General features: G+C 42.2%; 10 protein-coding genes. 7 read left to right on the forward strand and 3 right to left on the reverse strand.

The features are described from left to right. Window positions 1-1,299 (reverse strand): Na+/H+ antiporter NhaA, encoded by a 1,299-nt coding sequence (gene nhaA / locus AC1DXF_RS21950; protein WP_477450845.1) that lies wholly within the window; start codon window positions 1,297-1,299, stop codon window positions 1-3. A gap of 218 nt (window positions 1,300-1,517) precedes the next feature. Then, on the reverse strand, window positions 1,518-3,386 hold the full coding sequence (locus tag AC1DXF_RS21955; protein ID WP_477450846.1) for a M1 family metallopeptidase: 1,869 nt from the start codon (window positions 3,384-3,386) through the stop codon (window positions 1,518-1,520). A gap of 140 nt (window positions 3,387-3,526) precedes the next feature. Between AC1DXF_RS21955 and AC1DXF_RS21960 the strand changes: the two genes are divergently transcribed. After that, a complete protein-coding gene (locus AC1DXF_RS21960; RefSeq protein ID WP_477450847.1) occupies window positions 3,527-3,763 on the forward strand; it encodes a hypothetical protein in 237 nt (78 codons plus the stop codon). A gap of 527 nt (window positions 3,764-4,290) precedes the next feature. On the opposite strand, the gene AC1DXF_RS21965 is transcribed toward AC1DXF_RS21960, so the two are convergent. Continuing rightward, a complete protein-coding gene (locus tag AC1DXF_RS21965; protein WP_477450848.1) occupies window positions 4,291-5,052 on the reverse strand; it encodes an NUDIX hydrolase in 762 nt (253 codons plus the stop codon). A gap of 198 nt (window positions 5,053-5,250) precedes the next feature. Between AC1DXF_RS21965 and bglX the strand changes: the two genes are divergently transcribed. The 6 genes from bglX (at window position 5,251) to AC1DXF_RS21995 (ending at window position 20,060) form a co-directional block, all read left to right on the forward strand. Then, complete coding sequence (gene bglX, locus AC1DXF_RS21970) at window positions 5,251-7,557, forward strand: beta-glucosidase BglX (RefSeq protein ID WP_477450849.1); 2,307 nt, start codon at window positions 5,251-5,253, stop codon at window positions 7,555-7,557. A 929-nt stretch (window positions 7,558-8,486) separates the two neighbouring features. After that, window positions 8,487-11,660 (forward strand): SusC/RagA family TonB-linked outer membrane protein, encoded by a 3,174-nt coding sequence (locus AC1DXF_RS21975; protein ID WP_477450850.1) that lies wholly within the window; start codon window positions 8,487-8,489, stop codon window positions 11,658-11,660. A gap of 23 nt (window positions 11,661-11,683) precedes the next feature. Continuing rightward, the gene (locus AC1DXF_RS21980) at window positions 11,684-13,459 is read left to right on the forward strand and encodes a RagB/SusD family nutrient uptake outer membrane protein (RefSeq protein ID WP_477450851.1); all 1,776 of its coding nucleotides are present in this window, start codon (window positions 11,684-11,686) and stop codon (window positions 13,457-13,459) included. An 82-nt stretch (window positions 13,460-13,541) separates the two neighbouring features. Beyond that, on the forward strand, window positions 13,542-17,156 hold the full coding sequence (locus tag AC1DXF_RS21985) for a VCBS repeat-containing protein (protein ID WP_477450852.1): 3,615 nt from the start codon (window positions 13,542-13,544) through the stop codon (window positions 17,154-17,156). Between the two features lie 10 nt (window positions 17,157-17,166). Continuing rightward, window positions 17,167-18,486, forward strand: coding sequence for a vanadium-dependent haloperoxidase (locus AC1DXF_RS21990; RefSeq protein ID WP_477450853.1), 1,320 nt, complete (start codon window positions 17,167-17,169; stop codon window positions 18,484-18,486). 17 nt (window positions 18,487-18,503) lie between these two features. Further along, entirely contained in the window at window positions 18,504-20,060 is a 1,557-nt protein-coding gene (locus AC1DXF_RS21995) for an FG-GAP repeat domain-containing protein (RefSeq protein ID WP_477450854.1), read from the forward strand. The last annotated feature ends 141 nt before the right edge of the window (window positions 20,061-20,201 follow it).

The following is a 20,201-nucleotide window of genomic DNA, read 5'->3' on the forward strand; positions in this document are numbered from 1 at the left end:
CTACGATCTCTTCAACACAATTACTCCAAGGATCCCGGCCAGCAACGAAGCTAATAAAATGCCATATTTAGCCTGGTCAACCATTTCAATATGACTAAATGCCAGGCCGGATATAAAAAGTGACATGGTAAAACCAACACCGGCCAGCAGGGCGACACCGGTCAATTGTTTCCAATTGGAGTTTGCAGGAAGCTGAGCTCCAAATTTTACCGTAAGCCAGGTGGCCGATAGTACACCAACGAATTTGCCGGCCACTAAACCAATCATCACGCCCATACTTACCGGGTTAAGCAGGGAAGAAAAGAAATTGCCGCCGATAATGATACCTGCATTTGCCAGCGCAAAAAGCGGCATCACCATAAAAGCAACCCAGGGATGTAAGCCATACTCTATTTTTTGCAAGGGTGTTTCGGCGTCGGCGCTTAGTTTTTTTATTTTTTCGATAGTATGGTGCTGTTCTGGTGTGGTAAGTGTGCTGTTATTGGGGATCTGCTGTTCAAAGTTGGCCAAAAGTTTCCGCAGGTTGCCGGCAAAACTTTGTTCGTTAATTCGGGTACGTGCAGGTATGGTAAAGGCAACCAACACACCGGCAATGGTAGCGTGCACGCCCGAAAGTAAAAAGGCCACCCATACCGCGAAGCCGATAACCAGGTAAAATATAATGCTGCGGATGCCCAGCTTATTGCCAGCCAAAAGTATGGTTAACAAGCAAACGCCTACGGTTAATGGCGCAAAATCGATATGCGAACTGTAAAATATAGCTATTACCAACACAGCGCCCAGGTCATCGGCTACGGCCAGGGCAGATAAAAATACCTTTACCGATGAAGGGATATGCTTGCCTGCAACAGATAACAAAGCCAGCGCGAAGGCAATATCCGTAGCCATTGGTATGCCCCAGCCATGTTCGGATGCTGCGCCTTTATTGATGACGAAATAGATGAGGGCAGGTACTATCATTCCACCTAAGGCGGCCACCATGGGCAATGATGCTTTTTTTAAGGTTGATAGTTCGCCGGCCATAAATTCCCGCTTCAGCTCCAGGCCAATTACAAAGAAAAAGATGGCCATCAGGCCGTCGTTTATCCACAGGTGTAGGGAATGATCAAGTACATGCGCGCCAAAACCAAGCGAAAACTTAATATCCCAAAGCTGGTGATAAGCATGCGCGAATGGAGAGTTTACCCAGATTATAGCCACCAGAACGCTGATGAAAAGCACAATACCACTGGTATGTTCCTGGTGTATGAACTTACTTGCCGGTTCGGTAATTTTATCTATGGGTAGTTTTGCTCTCATTAGTTTTACAGTATCAAGTAGTTAGTATCAAGTATCAAGACTTTGATGAAGTGTAATGTTAGAAATAATCGCTCCGAACCTATTTTTCGGCAACCCATATATCAAGGACGACACGTGTTGCTAATCTATCCTGCGGTGTCGAAACAATTTAAAAGTATAATCCCCAGTATCTTATAAAAAAGTCTTGATACTTGATACTAACTACTTGATACTCTCTTTCACGGTTTCCAAATGTTGTTGCTCTTATCCGAATCTACATCGTAAGTGGTACCTAATGTAATTTGCTTAATAGAGCCTTTGGCTACAAAGTTAAGTGTTGTTGTTTTGTTTCCCTTTGCCCAGGCTGCTATACTTGTTCCTACTGCTTGTTTGCTGCCATCAGCATAAAAAATCGTAAGGTGCACGGGTACTGCTTTGTTGCCAATGCTGGTAACGGTAACCGTATATTTTTGCGCCATATGCGTAACCTTGCTAATGGCCAGGTTGGGAATGCCGTTGTCAAAAAACCAGTTTTTCCAAAACCAGTTCATGTTAATACCGGCGCCGGTGTTCATGCAATTAAAAAAATCATAAGGCATGGGATGCTTGCCATGCCACAGGTTAATATAGTTGTGCAAGGCTTTGGTAAAAAGCTTGTCGCCCAGCATTTCTTTTACGTACAGGTAGCCAAAGCCTGGTTTTGGGTAATTGTCGGTAAAGCCCGCAATGCCGGTTAATGCGGGAGTAAGGGTCATGATAGGTACGTCCTGCTCGCTGCCTGCCGAGTTTTCGACGGCAGTGATGCCATACAGGTCGGTTATTTTAGGGTCAATGTCAGGGCTGATGAGCCATTCGCCAATGGTGGCCCAGCCCTCATCCATAAAAGCATACTTGGTTTCGTTAATACCCATGTAAAAAGGGAACATGGTATGGAAGATCTCGTGATCGGTCAGTTCTATCGCGTCTTCGCTTTGTTCCAACGGGTTGTCATTCACCATCATGGGGTATTCCATTTGGGCAAGGCCGTCAAAAACGGTTTCGTGCGGATAGGGGAAAGGCCATTTTGGAAACTTATAGCTCATGGACTCCACCGTTTTGCGGGCATAATCAACTACCGCGAAGTAATCCTTATGTGCCGGGTTAAATACAGCATCTACGCGGGTACGCCTGTTCGTTTTCGGGTCAACCACCAGGCTGCTGGCTTTCCATATATAATGGTTGCTGGTAGCAAAGGCCAGGTCGGTAACGCTGTCGGCTTCAAATTTCCAGGTGTTGGTAGCATTCTTTTTGGTGATATCGCCTGCGGCTACATCGGCTTCGGTAACAATATCTGTAACTTTATCGGCGCTGCCCGCGGTGGTTATCAGCTTTACATATTTAGGATTGTAAACCTCATCTGCATTTTTCAGGTTGCCGGTTGCCCAAACCTGGTAATCGCCCGGAACGGTAATTTCGGCATTGAAATGGCAAAAATCGTTGTAAAACTCCTGCGAACCGGTGTACGGAAAATCGTTCCATCCGTCAATGTCATCATAAACAGCTATCCGCGGAAAAAAGTAGGCAATAAAAAAAGCTCCGGGATCAACCTGCCCGCCGCGAATGTGCGAGGTTTTGTTGAGGGTGAATGCATAAGCAATATCTAAATGTACTTTTTGTTTTGGGCTGATAGGTTTAACACTTAACGACATATTGGTAGCATTAACGCGGCGTTTGGTACTATCAACAGGCTGATTATCCAAAGTGATCGACTTTATTTTAACACCGTCGCTTACATCATTTGGCGATATAGCCGCATCCCTTGGCGCCCCTTTTTGATATAGGTTGGGGTAAAGTTTAAAACCAAGCTTTTTAAGGGTATCGGGACTGTTATTGATATAATCGATACCAACCGTGCCACTAACTTCAAGCGTTTTAGGGGCGAAGTTTACTTTTATGGTATAGTCGGCAGTGTTTTGCCAGTAGTTTTTGCCTGGTGCGCCCCCGGTAGTGCGTGTGCCTTTGGTATATGTTTTTTGCAGGGTGGTATTTATAGGTAAGGTTATTTGTGCCGATGCCATTGTGCCGCCAAGGAGCAAAGCCAACGGGAGTAATTTTTTAAGGTTGATCATGAAGGCAGTTTATATCTATATTTGACGTAAATATAATAAACAGGAATATACCCCGGTTGGCGTAGCAGCTTTAATGCATAAATATTACATAACTTAAAACCATTTGTGCCCGTTTAAGTATTACCAATTATAACAAACATATGACCGCAGAAAAAATGATCATTATAACAGGTAAGCAGTACTTGGAGCTTAAAAAAAGTTTAGAGAGCGGTGAAGGCCTTACCTATAATATTGGCACCGATAAGCATCCCGAAATGGTGAAAATTACCAATATGTACATGGATACCGATCCGGATTTTACCCGTAACTCGGGGCAGTTTGCCAAAATGAGCGAAAGTTTGAATGTGCAGGTAAAGATGGAGTATTTGGCGGAGTAGGTTTTTAACGAATTCCTGCAAGTGGTTAAACTTGTTTCAAAATTTTACAATTCCAATTTCACTCTAATCCTGAGGTACGAAGGATCTATCAGCTGTGCATACCTGACAGAAAAGTTTGTGAGTAAATGCTTGGTACCTATCCATGACATGTTCGATTTTCCTGTCATCCTGAGTAAGTTTTATTTGCGCACAAATAATGGCATTGCAGATGACAAATTTTGGCATTGATAATCAGTTAGTTATAAATGTGTCAATGGCAGGTGCGAAGGATCTATCAGCTATCCATAACCGATAAAAGTTCGCGAATAGATGCTTCGTTCCTCAGCATGACAGTCTTTTATTTTTGTATGTCATTCTCCCTTCAGAATTTCGCGAAATTTTACCACTCAGGATGACAGTCGTTTATTTTTAAATGTCATTTCTCCTTCAGAGTACCCGGATTTTACCACTCAGCATGACATTCGAATAAGATCTTACTTAAGGCCCAATTCACTAAATCACTAATTCACCAATTCAATAATTAAAAATTACCATCCTCCCTTAAAACCCTCTGTCAGCGCGTGTTTATAGCCTTCCAAATCAAACGAATACAAATAAGGTGCTTTATGGGCGCCTCCTTTGCGGGGCTGTTCGGCACGGTTCAGGATGCCAAAGCCTAAAATCCGGCGCTGAAAGTTGCGGCGGTCCAGCTTTTTGTCCAGGATGGTTTCGTATAGTTTTTGCAGTTCGGGCATGGTAAACTCCTTGGGCATCAGGTTGTAACCAATGGGTTGATAGTTTAGCTGAAGGCGCAAGGTATCAAGGGCGGTTTTAAATATCAGTTCGTGATCAAGCTCCAATGACGGCATGTCATCCAGGTCGCGCCAGGTACATAATTCCGAAAATTTATCATGTTGTGGGTTAACTTCAAAAAAATCAACCAGCGCATAATATCCTATAGTCAAAAAACGGCCCGAAAACCAGTTTTGTTCCGGCGGCAGCATACTGCCATACATGTCATTATGAACTTTTGACCTGTCGGGATCGCCAAATACGTGAAATTGTTGCAGGAATATCTGGTCGAGGCCGGTACGCTCTTTTAAGATGCGGTTTGCGGCCATTTCAATGGGTTCTCGCTTAAGCACAAAGCCACCGGGCAGGTACCACTTTTCTTCCCCTATGTTTTTAAGCACGAGTATTTTCATCTGGCCTTCGTGAAAGCCAAAAACAACGCAATCAATAGAAATATGCTCGAGGTAATTTTTACGGGCCTCGTCGCTGTACTCAATAAGTTCTTCTTTGGTCAACATTTTTGCTATTCTACAAAAATACTTTGATTATTTAATTATAATAATTACAATTGTGTACTTTATACACAATCATTTTGTTGTTGTGTTATAGCCAATTATAAGCGATAATTTTTAATTAAATAGTTATGTAAGGGCTTAATCGCGCTTTTACCTATCCAAATTTGGTTAATCAATATCCCTACAACGTAAATTTAAAAAATGAACAAATATTTTTCAACTCAACTTATAGCCAGGGTTATTCCGCTTTGCTTGGTGATACTGCCATTTAATAAGGTATCGGCCCAAAACAAAACTGGGGACGCCAAAATGGATGTTTTTGTTAGTGGTTTAATGAAAAAAATGACCCTCGATGAAAAAATCGGCCAGCTTAACCTGGTTACCATCGGCGCGCCAACTACCGGGTCGGTAGTTAATAAAGGTGTTGAGGATAAAATTAAAAAAGGCGCTATTGGTGGCGTATTCGGCATCTGGGGCGTTACGCATACCAGGGAAGTACAGGAAGCTGCGGTAAAAAATTCCAGGCTACATATTCCGCTGATTTTTGGATTGGATGTTATACACGGGCACCGTACCATTTTCCCAATTCCTTTGGGTATGTCGGCCACATGGGACCTGGGCCTGATCAAACAATCGGCACATATTGCAGCCAAAGAGGCAACTGCCGAGGGCTTAAGCTGGGTGTTTTCGCCCATGGTTGATATAGCGCGCGATGCACGCTGGGGCCGCATTTCGGAAGGTGCGGGTGAAGACCCATGGTACGGCGGGCAGGTGGCCAAAGCAATGGTGCAGGGCTACCAGGGCGCCAGCCTGAAAAATGCCGATGCGGTTATGGCCTGCGTAAAGCACTTTGCCTTATATGGCGGCGCCGAAGCCGGCCGCGAATACAATACCGTTGATATGAGCCGTATCAGAATGTACCAGGATTACCTGCCGCCTTACAAAGCGGCCGTTGATGCAGGTGCCGGTAGCTTCATGAGCTCATTTAATACCGTTGATGGCGTACCCGCAACAGCTAACCAGTGGCTACTGACCGACTTGTTGCGCAAGCAATGGGGCTTTAAGGGCTTTGTAGTATCTGATTATACCGCCGTTAACGAATTAGAAGCACATGGCCTTGGCGATTTGCAAACGGTATCGGCCCTGGCATTAAAAGCCGGGTTGGATATGGATATGGTTGGCGAAGGTTTTTTAACTACGCTGAAAAAATCGCTACAGGAAAAAAAGATAACCCAGTTTGAAATTGACCAGGCTTGCCGCCGGGTGTTGGAGGCCAAATATAAATTGGGCTTGTTTGATAACCCTTATAAATCGATGGATGCCGCGCGCGAAAAAACGGATGTGATGTCTGATGCCAACCGTGCCGCGGCGCGGGAAATTTCCAAACATTCATTTGTATTGTTAAAAAACAATAACCAGACACTGCCGCTTAAAAAAACAGGGAGTATAGCGCTTGTTGGTCCGCTGGCCAATAACCAGCGCGATATGCTGGGCACCTGGATTTTGGCCGGCGAATGGCAAAAATCAATAAGTGTAATGCAGGGAATTAAAAATGTTGTTGGCGATGGTGTTACTATCAATTATGCCAAAGGATCAAACATTACCGAAGATGCTGAATTTATAAAACGCCTTAATTTTGGCCCCGGAATGGTTACTATTGATCCCAAACCTGCTGATGAACTTTTAAAAGAAGCTATTGATGCAGCCAATAAATCAGATGTGATTGTAGCGGTGGTAGGGGAGTCGCAAAGCATGTCGGGCGAATCATCCAGCCGGTCGGATATTGATATCCCGGAGCCACAAAAAAACATGTTGAAAGCTTTATCCAAATTGGGTAAGCCAATGGTTATTGTTTTGTTTAACGGCCGGCCGCTTACCTTAACCTGGGAAAACGAGCACGCCAGCGCTATATTGGATGTTTGGGCGCCCGGCACCGAAGCCGGTAATGCTATTGCTGATGTTTTATTTGGCCAATACAATCCTGCCGGAAAACTCACAGCTACTTTTCCGCGTAGCGTGGGGCAGATACCTATATATTATAACCACAAAAACACGGGCCGTCCGTACAGCAGCGGGCCAACCAAGTTTAAATCAAATTACCTGGATATTTCCAATGACCCGTTGTATCCTTTTGGATATGGGCTAAGCTATACAACTTTTGGATACAGCGATGTTAAATTGAGCAAAACCACGCTTAAGGGCAACGAAACGCTGACCGCTACGGTAACAGTAACCAATACCGGTAAATATGCGGGCGAGGAAGTTGTACAACTGTACATCAGCGACCCTGTTGCCAGTATCAGCCGGTCGGTTAAAGAGTTAAAAAATTTTAAGAAAGTAAACCTGCAGCCGGGCGAGGCTAAAGAGGTTAGTTTTGCCATAACACCCGAGCAACTGAAATTTTACAACAGCCGACTTAAATACGATTGGGAGCCGGGCAAATTTGTGGTTGAGATAGGTACAAACTCAAGCGATACCCACCCGGCATCAGTTTGGTGGAACAAATAAAAAGGCCCCATCTTTCTGAGTGAAATATATTTAAATAATATATAACATATGGCTGATGTTGATTAGTTATATAACTAATTCCATCTCCCTAAAAGCACCACGCATTTTAAAATCGTGGTGCTTTTTTGCTTATAAACAGATTTTTTTGACATTATTTGCCCGGATTTATAAATTAAGAAATGTGGGCGTAACATTTATTATTTTAATTATAAATGTTTGTATTACAGTTAAAATGTAGTAAAATAATAAATGTTGTAGTGACATTATTGCCAAACTATGATGATATTTTAACACTTAGGCATACCGGTTTTTGTAACATTAATATAGTGTCAATCCATAAAAAAAAATAAAGGTTTAAAGACTGTTGCAATGAAGATGAATGGATAGGGCCGGTATCGACAGCAAATTGTTATCAATGCGGTGGTTTTAACTTTGTAAAATTTTTAAAGAAGTTGGATTTTTGTTAATGATTTATTAATAAAATATTCACAATTTGTAATTTTAACGCCTTTTAGGGTTTATAAATAATTAATTTGTAAATCTTTATTTTTCACTTGTGTAAACAATACACTCTCTTTACATTAGATGCATAGCCAATATAAATTTCTGGAACGCCAGGAACCATGCAAATTCTGATAGTATTATAACATAGTTCACGTACACCTTAGTTTTTAAGGAGCGTGAAAATCGGGTAACGGGGATAAGTTAAATTTGTTACAGGAAGTACATATATGATAAGACTTTTACATTCCAACATTTTAAAATCTTCAAATTTTACCGGGTTGCATTTTGCAACCATGCCTCATGATTTTTTTGTTCTCACCAAAAAAACCATAAAAATGCACGTAATAATTCAACTGCAAACTTAAAAACACAAAAACAGTCCAAGATCTTAAATCAAATATATTAATCAACTAAATCTCAATCTCATGTTTAAAAGTTTACTCCTAAAAGGAAGATTCCTGGGCGTGCTACTATGCTGCTTAGTTTCTTCATTGGTAGTTACAGCCCAAACAAAGTACAAGGGTAAAGTTATCGGCAGCGATGACAAATTACCAATCATTGGAGCGTCGGTACGCATCCAGGGATCTACTACAGGCGCAGTAACTGATGTTAATGGTGAATTCACCCTTACATTAAGCCCGGGCCAAACGCTTGTGGTTTCGTACATTGGCTATCAAAGCCAGGAAGTTAAAATTGGTGCAAATACCAGCATCACAGTTACCCTTGTTGCAGGCAGCAATGCACTGAACGAGGTAGTGGTAACAGGTTACGGTTCGCAACGTAAAAAAGACATCACCGGTTCGGTGGCCGTTGTTAACGTTGCCAACTTAAAAACTGTACCAGGCGGCCAGGCAGCAGCATTATTGCAAGGCCAGGCGGCGGGTGTTACCGTTGTTAACAGTGGACAGCCCGGTTCGGGTAGTGCTGTGCGCGTACGCGGTATTACATCAATTGGTAACACAAACCCACTTTATGTAATTGACGGTGTACAAGGAAACTTCAATGACGTTAACGCCAATGACATCGAATCCATCCAGGTGTTAAAGGATGCTGGTTCTGCCGCTATATACGGTGTTCAGGGTTCAAACGGTGTGGTTGTAATTACCACTAAAAAAGGTAAGGCTGGCAAAGCAACTATTACCTACGATGCTTATTACGGTAGCCAAAAACCGCTAAAAGATGGTTTCAAATTAGCTGGTAGCCAGGAATATGCCGATGCACTCCAGAGATCAGTGGGTAGCGTACAATATCCAGGTACCGGCGGCGCAATATTGAAAGATTATATTACCCCAACTGCGGCCAATCAAGGTGATCCTAATACTGCACCTTCAACTTATAACATTAATAGCAACCAGATCACCAAAACCAATAAAGTTGGTACAGATTGGTTTCATGAAGTGTTTAAATCTGCACCAAGGACATTCCATAACATCACTGCAAGCGGTGGTAGCGAAAAATCAAGCTACTTAATGTCAGCAAATTATTTGAACGAGCAAGGTACATTACTTAATACTTATTTAAAACGTTATGCGTTACGTGTAAACACTAATTTCGCCATTGGCGATCATATTCGTATAGGCGAAAATGCTTACATGTTTTATAAGAGCAACCCGACGGTAGGTAACCTAAACGAGGGTAACGCTATATCTTATACTTATCGCCAGCCACCTGTTATCCCGGTTTATGATATTATGGGCAATTTTGCAGGAACAAAATCAGCAGGTTTAAGTAACTCTTCAAACCCCGTTGCTATAAGGACACGTGCAAAATCCAACCTTGGTAATGATTGGCAAATGGCAGGCAACGTGTTTGCAGAAGTTGATTTCCTGAAACACTTTATTGCCCGTACAAGTTTCGGTGGTACCTTTGATAATTATTACTACCATTTCTTTAATCCAACTGCTGTTGAAAATGCTGAAGGTAACACTAACCCCAACACCTATACAGAAGGTTCCGGTTATAACAGCCAATACCTTTGGACTAACACTATAACTTACAACCAAAGGTTTGGTAAGCATGATATCAAATTATTAGGTGGTATCGAGGCTAACAAAACAAACAACCGCGGTTTAGAAGCAGGTAGGGCAAATTACACAGTATCAACATCTCCGGATTATGTTGATTTGGATACAGGTGCCCCTAACACCCAGAGTAATAAAAACATCAATATTTACTATAGGTCACTTTACTCGCAGTTTGGTAAATTAGATTATTCTTACAATGATCGTTACTTGTTAAGCGCTACAATCCGTCGTGATGGTGCATCAGTTTTTTCTGCCGCTCATCGTTTCGGCGTGTTCCCTTCTGTGACCGGTGGTTGGAGGATCTCGCAAGAGTCGTTTATGAAAGATATCAGCTGGTTAAACGATTTGAAAATCCGCGGCGGTTGGGGTAAGTTAGGTTCTATCAGTAATATTGGTATAACAAACGCTACCAACCTATTTGCTGCAGGCCCAACAAATTCATATTATGACATCAGCGGAACTGGCGGCAGTGCGCAATTAGGTATTTATCGTTCTCAAATTGGTAACGCTTTGACTTCATGGGAACAGGATGTTGTTACTAATATAGGTTTTGATGCAACTTTGCTGAACAATAAATTAGAAATAGGGTTTGAGTTATACAAAAAAGATATCAAAGGGTTGCTTTTCAGACCTGATCTTTTAGATGCCCAAGGTGGTGCAAATCCAGCGTTTGTTAATGGTGGTAACATTAGCAACAAAGGTTTTGACTTTAATTTTACCTACCATGGTAATGTTGGTGCCGACTTTAAATTTGATATCACGGGTAACATAACTTCATATAAAAATAAGGTTATCAGCTTGCCAAGTGGTAAAAAATATTACGATGAGCCGAGTGCCGGTTCAACACGTATAGGTTCATTTACCAGGCTACAGCCCGGCCAGGCGCAAGGTGCGTTCTTTGGATATGTAGTAACAGGTTTAATAAAAGACCAGGCTGAAGCAGATGCATTAAAGGCAGCTGGTCAGAGCGGTGCTGAACCTGGCTTTTTCCACTATAAGGACGTTAACGGCGATGGTAAGATCAGTGATGCCGATAGGACTTTCTTTGGTAACCCTAACCCAGATTTCACCTATGGCTTAACAGTTAACGCAAACTTCAAAAACTTTGACTTTAATGCGTTCTTCTACGGTTCAAAAGGTAATGACAATATTAACTATGTAAAATATTGGACAGATTTTCCACAAGTGTTTAAAGGTAACGTTTCAAAAGGAATCCTGGCTAACTCATGGACACCCAGTAATCTTGGTGCTTCCATACCTAAGTTGAGTACAACAGCTAATTTTAGCAACACAGGAGTATTCAACTCTTATTACATGGAGAGCGGCTCGTACTTGAGGTTAAAAACATTAACATTGGGTTACAGCATTCCAAATTCACAAGTTAAACAATTAGGTATCTCCAGATTCCGTATCTATTTACAAGGTGGTAACTTATTCACTATAACAAAATACAAAGGTTTAGATCCTGAAATTCAGCCATCTGACCTGAATAACAACACCAACTTCGGCATTGATTTTGGTAACTATCCAGCCAATCAAAAAACTTATCTATTAGGTGTACAGGCTACGTTTTAACAATATTTTAATAGATTAAAATCATGAAAAAATTTCAATTAAAATTAATTATCCCATTGTGCTTACTGCTCATATGCTCAGTATACGCATGTAAGAAGAGCTTTTTGGACAAGCCGGCCCTGGGGCAGATAGACCCGCTATTACTGTCTAATAAGGCAGGGGTTGAAAGTTTATTAATAGGCGCTTATTCACAGCTTGATGGCTACGGTGGTAAGGGCACTGGCCAGTCAGCAGCTCCGTCAAACTGGATGTTTGGTAGTATTACCGGTGGTGATGCCTATAAAGGTTCAGATCCATCCGATGGCGCCAATGATCAAACACCTGTAGCGACCTTCACTTTAACCGCATCAAATCCTTTTATCATAGGTAAGTTTGCATCCTTGTATGATGGCGTTCAGCGTGCTAATGATGTTTTACGTGGCATCCCGAATGCTAAAGACCTTACTGCTGATGATATCAAAAGGATTTCTGCTGAGGCGAGGTTTTTAAGAGGTTATTTTTACTTCGAATTGCGTCGCAACTTCTTTATGGTTCCATACGTGGATGAGACGGTAGAACTTGTTGATGTACCAAAGGTGAAGAATGATAAGGATATTTATCCAATGATTGAAGCGGATTTTAAATTTGCTGCCGATAATCTTCCAGAAACTCAGCCGCAAAAAGCCCGCGCCAATAAATATGCTGCTATGGCTTACCAGGCAAAAGTATTTATGGCCGAATCTAAATATACCGAAGCGAAAGCGATATTAACTGTTTTGATGACTTCTGGTAAAACTGCCAGTGGGGCAACTTATGGTTTAAATGATAACTATCAATCAAACTTTACTCCAGAGGCTGGATTGAAAAATAGCAAGGAGTCAGTATTTGCTGTTCAGGCTTCAGTTAATGATGGTTCATTGGGTAACAATAGTAACCAGGGTGATAACCTTAATTTCCCGTACAATGGTGGTCCGGGTGGTTGCTGCGGTTTTTTCAACCCATCACAATGGTTGGCAAACTCGTATAAAACAGATGCAGTTACTGGCTTGCCGTTGTTAGATAATTTTAACTCCGGTAGCCCTGTTACCGATGTTACATACACTGGTTCATTAGATCCCCGTATTGATGTATCAATTGGCCGTAAAGGTATTCCTTATCTTGATTGGGGACCGCACCCAGGCGATGCCTGGATTCGTAACCCAGGATCTGACGGACACTTTAGCCCTAAGAAAAACGTTTATGCAAAAAGCGAAGTTGGGACTAATACAAGTACTGAAAACACCTGGACCTCTGCCTTAAGTACATCTAACAATGTTAACCTTATACGTTATGCCGATGTTGTTTTATGGGCTGCGGAGTGTGAAGTAGAAGTAGGATCATTATCCAAAGCTATGGAGTTAGTAAACATGGTGCGTAATCGCGCAGCTAATCCAATTGGTTTTGCTTATTTAAATTCACCTTATAGTGCTGGAACGGCAACGTATACAGTGCAATCTGTTGCTACAAGGGCAGCAAACTACAATGTTAAGCCATATACGTCATTCCCAGATCAAGCGTATGCCCGCAAGGCAGTTCGTTTTGAGCGCAAGTTGGAATTGGCTATGGAAGGCCACCGCTTTTTTGACTTACAAAGATGGGGTAGCGCTTATCAAACTGCCGAGATCAATGCATTTTTAACAAGTGATCAGGCGATTGATATTACCTTAAAGGGTGCTGTATTTACTCCGAATAAAAACGAGTACCGCCCTATTCCTCAGGCACAAATTGATATTGCCAATTCAAGTGGCCCTATCATTTACAAACAAAACCCTGGTTATTAATTTTTGATAACCGGTTCAATTATTCTAATTTAGGTGGAGATAATTGTCTCCACCTTTTTTTATAGCCTACTGTCCAAAATTCATGAAGTATACCTACATATTTATCAGCCTGCTTGTGTCTTTATCAGCATGTAAAAAGCCGGCTCTTTTTCAACAAATATCCTCATCAGAATCGGGCATTACTTTTAGCAATACTATTGTTGAAGATGATAAGATAAATCCCCTAACCAAGCTTAACCTTTACAATGGCGGCGGCGTGGGGATAGGCGATTTTAATAATGATGGCCTGCAGGATATTTATTTTGTTGCCAATACCCTATCAAACAAATTGTACCTTAATAAAGGCGATATGAAGTTTGAAGATGTAACCGCGAAAGCCGGCGTTGGCGGCAAAGGCGGCTGGGGCAGGGGAGTGGCAATTGTTGATATAAATAATGATGGCCTTGCGGATATTTATGTATGTAACACTTTATTAGACGATTCTGTTAAAAGGATTAACCTGCTTTATGTAAACCAGGGAGCAGGTAAGGACGGTACACCTGTTTTTAAAGAGATGGCTAAAGCGTATGGCTTAGACATTAACGTACACTCTACCATGGCCTCGTTTTTTGATTATGATAACGATGGCGACCTGGATATGTATGTTACCGTTAATGAAGCAATAGCCAGCGATAACCAAAGCGTGTTTAGGCCGGTAGTTAAAGATGGCAGTCATCGCAGTACAGGCAGGCTTTACCGCAACGATTGGAATGCTACCTTAAAACACCCGGTATTTACCAACGTATCTAAACAGGCCGGGATAACTATAGAGGGGTATGGCCATGCAGCCAGTATTGTTGATATAAACAAGGATGGATGGAAAGATATTTATGTTACCAATGATTTTTTACCCGACAACATTCTGTATGTTAATAATGGCGACGGCACTTTTACCGACAGATCAAAGGAGTACTTTAAGCACACGGCCTTCAGCGCGATGGGGCAGGATATTGAAGATGTAAACAACGACGGCCTGGCCGATGTTTTTGAGGTTGATATGAACCCCGAGGATAACTATCGTAAAAAGATGTTCATGCCCGCTAATAATTACCAGGTATTTCAAAATTTTGACCGCTATAAACAACAATACCAATATACACGCAATACACTGCAAATAAATAAAGGCCCGCGCCTGGGCCAGAATGATTCGATAGGCGCACCCATTTTTAGCGAAACAGCTTTTTTAAGCGGCGTTGGCCAAACCGACTGGAGCTGGGGGCCAATGCTTACCGATTTTGACAATGACGGTTTACGCGATTTAATTATAACCAATGGTTACCCCCGCGATGTTACCGATCATGATTTTATTACCTTCCGCGACAGGGCATTTGCAATTGCCTCTACCAAACAGATCCTTGACCAGATCCCTATTGTAAAAATACCCAACTATGCATTTAAAAATACCGATGGGCTACAATTTACCGATGTAACTAAAGACTGGGGCTTAGGCACACCATCATTTTCGAACGGGGCGGCTTACGCCGACCTGGACAACGACGGTGCGATGGACATGATCATCAATAATATTGACGATGAGGCTTTTATTTACCGAAATACAGCCCGCGACAAAAATAAAACCGATAACAACTACCTACACATACAGTTTAAAGGCGGCCCGCAAAACCTTGGCGGTATTGGGGCATTTGCCAATATTTATTACAACCATGGCAAACAGCAGGTATATGAAAATATCCCGTACCGCGGCTATTTGTCAACTATTCAGAATATAGCCCATTTTGGCTTGGGCAACGTTTCCCGGTTAGATTCGGTTGTAATCAGTTGGGATAATGGCAAAAAACAGGTACTTAAAAATGTAAAAGCCAACCAAACACTTAAAGTGAGCATGGCCGATGCCCGGGAGCCTTATTCGTTTAAACTGCCTGCGCAAAACAAAGGCGCGTTATTCCGCGAGATAACAAAATCGGCAGGCATTACCTATAAGCACCAGGAAAAAGACTACATCGATTTTAACGTTCAAAAGTTAATTCCACATAAATTATCACAGTACACGCCCGCGGTAGCAGTTGCCGATATAGACGGTAACGGTTTTGATGATATGGTAATAGGCGGCACAACCTTATATCCTGCACAACTGTTATTACAGCAAGCCAGCGGTAAATTTATTCAGCGCAATTTGTTACCGCATTCAACAACAAAAGTGCCCGCTATAAACCCAATGGATATGGGGGCATATTTGGCCCAGGTAGCCGGCTCTAAGGATGAGGGTTTGATCTTATTTGATGCCAATGGCGATGGTCGCCCTGATTTATATATTGCCAGCGGCGGCTATGAAACCCAACCAGGGTCGGTCAATTACCAGGATAGGTTTTACCTGAATGATGGTAAAGGTAATTTTAAACTGCAGCCGGATGCATTGCCCAAAAACCTCACCAGCAAATTGTGTGTTAAGGCTGTAGACTATAACCATGATGGCAAGCTTGACCTCTTTGTATCCGGCCGTGTTGATCCATGGAACTATCCGAAACCGGTATCGAGCTTTATTTTGCGTAACGATAGTAAAGACGGGGTTGTAAGGTTTACAGACGTATCATCAGCGGTTGCCCCGGCCCTAAAAAATATAGGCCTGGTATGCGATGCTACCTTTACCGATTTTAACAACGATGGCTGGCCCGATTTAATACTTACCGGCGAATGGATGCCGATTACCTTTTTGAAAAACGATAAAGGCGTATTTAAAAATGTAACCAACAACACCGGCATAGCCGATAAATTGGGCTGGTGGAATACTATTGCAGCAGGTGATTTTGATCATGATGGCGATATCGATTATATTGTTGGCAATACGGGTTTGAATACCTTTTATAAGGCATCAGACCAATACCCTATTTACATTACGGCTAAGGATTTTGATAAGAATGACAGTTATGACGCTTTTCCTTCCGTTTTTCTAAAAGATCAGGACGGCGTAAAAAAAGAGTTCCCGGCCTTTGGGCGCGATGATATTGTAAAGCAAATGATTAGCATGCGTATCAAATTCCAAAACTACCGTTCGTTTGCTGTGGCGCCTATGGATTCGATAATCACCCCAAAAATGCGCGAAGGCGCTATCAGGCTAAAAGTAAATTATCTGCAGTCGTGTTATTTGCGTAATGATGGCGGTGGTAAGTTTACCCTGATGCCTTTGCCAATTGATGCCCAGCAGTCTGAACTTTGCGGTATTGCTGTTGATGATTTTGATGGCGATGGTAACCTTGATGTGGCCTTAAGCGGGAATGATTATGGCACCGAGGTAGCAACAGGCCGCTACGATGCTTTTAACGGATTGGTACTTAAAGGAGATGGTAAAGGTGGTTTTAAACCTTTAAGCATTTTACAAAGCGGTTTATACATACCCGGCGATGGCAAAGGACTTGTTAAACTAAGAAGCGCCAAAGGAAATTACCTGCTCGCAGCAACCCAAAACCGCGACGACCTGAAGCTATTTGAGCTTAACCGGAGTGTTAAAACTGTTGCTTTGCAGCCATTGGATGCTTTTGCGGTTATAAAATATAAAAACGGAAAAATAGCCCGCCAGGAGTTTTATACCGGAAGTTCTTTCTTGTCGCAGTCAGGCAGATTCTTTAATATTGAAAGCAATATGGCGTCGGTAACTATAACCGACAGCTATGGCCATCAACGAACCGTACAGCTTAATTAATTATTTGTTTATGAGATGTTTTAAAATATTTTTAGCCGTTGCCTGCTTATTCCTGGTTTATAGCTGTGGGCAGAAAAAAACGACGCCTTTATTAAAAGATGCCGATGTGCTGCATAACAATGTTGACCAGTTAACGCAGGTTATTATTTATGATGTGTTTACGCCGCCTGTTGCAAGCCGGATTTACGGCTACACTACTTTGGCCGCTTACGAAGCCGGGCGTTATGGCGATACCAGTTACAATTCAATTGCAGCCCAGTTAAAGGGTTTTGGCAAACCGCCTGAGCCCAAAAAAGATTTAAAATACAATTTTACACTGGCCGCTACCAAGGCTTTTTTTACCGTAGCCCACAAAATAACCTTCTCGGTAGATACGCTGCAGAAATATGAGGATAAGGTGTACGCTATGTATAAGGATAATCTTGATGATTCTACCTATGCCCGCTCAATAGCTTTTGGCACCCAGGTAGGTAAATTTATCCTGAAACGCGCATCGGTTGATAACTACCCGCAAACCCGTGGTAAACCCCGCTTTTTGGGTAACGACGGCCCTGGCCAATGGCGCCCTACCGCCCCTGATTATCTTGATGGTGTTGAGTTTTGCTGGGGTACCATGCACACCTTTGCTGTTGATACATCAACGCAATTTAAATTACCGCCGCCACCCGCTTTCAGCGAAGATAAAAACAGTCCTTATTTTAAGCAGGTTGTTGAAGTGTATGAGTTAAGTAAACACATAACGCCCGAGCAAACTACTATTGCCCGCTTTTGGGATGATAACCCCTTTGTAATACAACACAACGGGCACATGATGTTTGCCAACAAAAAAATAACCCCCGGTGGCCACTGGATTGGTATTGCGGCTATTGCCTGTAAACAAACTCATGCCGATGCTGTAAAAACCGCCCAGGTTTATGCCCTTACCTCCATAGCATTGTTTGATGCTTTTATTTGCGGCTGGCAGGTTAAATATGAAACCAACTATATAAGGCCGGTTACGGTTATTAACGATAAAATAGACCATGATTGGCTGCCTATGCTGCAAACACCGCCATTCCCTGAGTATCCAAGCGGGCACAGTGATATCAGTGCCGCATCGGCAGTAATGCTTACCCATTTGTTTGGCGATAATTTTGCCTACCAGGATACCAGCGATTTGAAATATATAGGGATGCAACGCCATTTCGATTCGTTTTTAAAAGCATCTGCCGAAACATCAATAAGCCGTTTTTATGGCGGTATCCATTTCCGTAACAGCGTTGACCAGGGGGCTGTGCAAGGGCGGCAGGTTGGCGAATACATTTGGAAAAAACTTAAACTAAAAAAATAACGGTACTTAAAGTTTATATGAACTTCAAAAAAAAATACCTGGCTGCTGCTTACCTGCTTTTATTTATTGTTTTACTATCTGGTGTAACATTAATGTATGGCTGCAAGCCCAAAAATGAGGCTTACAAGCTAACAGGTAATGTTAAAATTGACGGCGAAAACCTGGTACAGCTCAAGTGTACCAGGTGCCATGCTTTAACTCCAATTAATGCCTTACCTAAAAATGTTTGGCTTAATCACGTACTGGTTGGCATGGCGCCTATGCTTAACGTATCGACCTATGGCAGCTCCTTTTTTAAAAGAGACCCGCGGGATACAACGGGCGCGAGTATTGCAGAATGGCTTACCATAGTCGATTATTATAAGAAATTTGCTCCTGATACTTTATTGCCGGCAAAAAAGCCGGTTCCTTTAGTTGAGGATTGGGCCGGTTTTACATTAAAAAAGCCGTCGCCGTTAAATTCAACCAGTTTTACTACTGCCATCGCGTTTAATGCCGCAACTAAAAAGTTATACAGCGCCGATGCGGTAAATGAAAAATTATACACATGGGATGCCAATTTAAAGATCGATTCAATAGCCTCATTACCCTCGGCAGGAGTTGATATTAGTTTTGATAAGGATGAGGCAGGAAATCATACCGGTTTTATTTCAGCCATAGGCAGAATGGCCCCCATTGATTTTCCAAACGGGAAAATAGTGAAGCTTAACCTGGATGCCAAAGATGTGAATGCTACGCAAACCTACATCGCGTCTGATTTACCCCGCCCCGTGCAAACCATTGTTGGCGACTTCAACAAAGACGGCCTTAACGATTTAATAGTTTGCGGCCAGGGCGATAAAAAAGGAGGGGTTTATTTATTAAAGCAAAACAAGGATAAAACCTATATACAGCAAACTATCCTGGATAAAGCAGGGTCGGTACAGGCTTTGAAAGGTGATTTTGATAACGATGGCTGGCCCGATGTGATGGTTTTAACCGGCATTGGCGATGAAGGGCTGTGGCTTTTAACAAACAACCAAAAAGGTGGTTTTACCACAAAGAAGCTGCTGACTTTCCCGCCTGCAAACAGTTCAACCAGTTTCCAGCTGGCCGATATAGACCACGACGGTAAACTTGACCTGGTTTATACCTGCGGATATAATTATCACGATTCGCGTATTTTAAAACCTTACCATGGCCTGTATATTTTTACAAATAGCGGCAACTGGAATTTTAAGCAAAAATATTTTTACCCGGTAAATGGCTGTACCAAAGCAATCGCTGCTGATTTTGATGGTGATGGCGATTTGGATATTGCCGCTATTGCTTTTTTTGCCGATATGCAGAACACACCACAGGAGGAGTTTATTTATTTTGAACAAAATAAGGCTTTTGATTTTAAACCACATGCCGTGCCTGTAAGTAAGTATGGCCGCTGGATGTGTATGGAAACAGCCGATTTAAACAACGATGGCCAGCTTGATATTATACTGGGAAATTATGCTAATGGATTTATGTTTATCCATGGTTTGCAACCGCAATGGGACCGTAATTTGCCGTTGATAGTACTGGAAAATCATATGAAGAAATAAGTTAGGCCGTAAAATTTATACTTTGGCCTTTAAGTCATCAACAAAGCCTTTAAAGGCAGCTTCAGAAAACCGGGATACGTGTAAATGACTAAAAAACCAAGGCACAGGTAAATATCGTCCGATTACTAAGCATTTTATTAT

The organism is Mucilaginibacter sp. P2_A5 (assembly GCF_056404995.1).